This window comes from Chryseobacterium jejuense, from assembly GCF_900100075.1.
GTDB classification, from domain to species: domain Bacteria; phylum Bacteroidota; class Bacteroidia; order Flavobacteriales; family Weeksellaceae; genus Chryseobacterium; species Chryseobacterium jejuense.
Genome location: NZ_FNEG01000019.1, coordinates 1 through 1,244, shown reverse-complemented (window position 1 = coordinate 1,244; position 1,244 = coordinate 1). Strand labels below are relative to the sequence as shown.

Below are 1,244 nucleotides of genomic sequence, written 5' to 3'. Positions count from 1 at the left end.
TGTATTCTAAGACATATGCAAATTATATCGTACTAAATTTACAAAAGGTTGTTCTCTTTTTACTACAGCAAACATTCTATACACGAGCTTACAACATACCGCATTAATAATAGAGTTATGAGCTTTTCCCTGCTCTTTTTTTCTTTTATAATAAGCTTTTAATTCTTCATCATAAATTATTGCTGAATTAGCACCATTGAAAAGTACGGTTTTAATTCTTTTATTTCTAAGCTTACTGGTCTTTGTTTTCCCTTTAATACTAGTTCCAGAAGTATGTTCGAAAGGTGCTAATCCAGCATAACAGTTGAACTTTCTTGGATTTTGAAAGCTTGTAAAATTATTAGTTAATACAATCATATAAGCAGCAGTAAGGAAACCAACTCCTTTTACTTTAGTTATTTTTTCAAAGTTTTTATTTATTCTTGCCTCACTATTGATCTGCTGTTGTATTTTTTCTTCTACTAGAGTAACCTTTTTATCTAGTTGTTGTATATGATAGGTAATATCATCCATTTCAAAATCGACATCTGATATTTTACTGGCCTGATAAAAAGATTTTTTCTCATTCTTAAACTGTGTTCTCACTTTGATAAGAATATTTCTGTAAGTAAGAAGATTCTTTACTTTAAATAGTACTTTTTCAGGAAGAACATAAGGTTTAAGATCTTTTGAATATGTTTTTGCATACTTGGCTATTCTCCATGCATCAACTCTGTCATTCTTTCCTCTTTGGATTCCCTGGCTTAATTTTATTTCAAGAGCTGGAACTTGATAGTAATCAATTTGCCTGTCCTCTAACATTCTACATAAAAGAAGCCCATAGTTCCCCGTATTCTCAAAACAATACAGTCGCTCGGAATCGGGTTCAAAATCTGAAGCAGAGTCAATCATTTTTTCGATACCTTCTACAGTATTTTCTACTTTCAATACCGTTTGTTTTTCATTAAAATCATTTAAAATGCAAACATCCAATGTATCCATCGAAATGTCTATTCCAATAAAGTAAGTTTTCATAACTTTGGATTTAGGTAAACACTGAACGAACCAATTTGAATAATGCTAAAACCTTTAATAAGCCTCAATGCTTAAAATTCTAAATGGCAGATATTCAAAAAGAGAAAATAAAGTCTTATACACGGAATAGTTATATTCTGGAAATCTGTTTAGTTCACTTTATTTTCTCTGGTTCTTCAGAATTTAATTATTATCTAATTTATAACTAAATCCTTTTGTAAATCTAAAGG

Annotated in this window: 1 protein-coding gene; it reads right to left on the bottom strand. The window is 29.7% G+C overall.

Annotated elements, in window-relative coordinates; translation table 11 throughout:
- Nucleotides 1–6: 6 nt before the first annotated feature.
- The gene (locus BLS98_RS23000) at nt 7–1,014 is read right to left on the bottom strand and encodes an IS110 family RNA-guided transposase (RefSeq protein WP_089739864.1); all 1,008 of its coding nucleotides are present in this window, start codon (nt 1,012–1,014) and stop codon (nt 7–9) included.
- Nucleotides 1,015–1,244 lie beyond the last annotated feature (230 nt).

Bases quoted from the DNA above. Each gene is read 5' to 3' on its own strand.
- BLS98_RS23000 (WP_089739864.1), bottom strand. From the start codon at position 1,014: ATGAAAACTTACTTTATTGGAATAGACATTTCGATGGATACATTGGAT.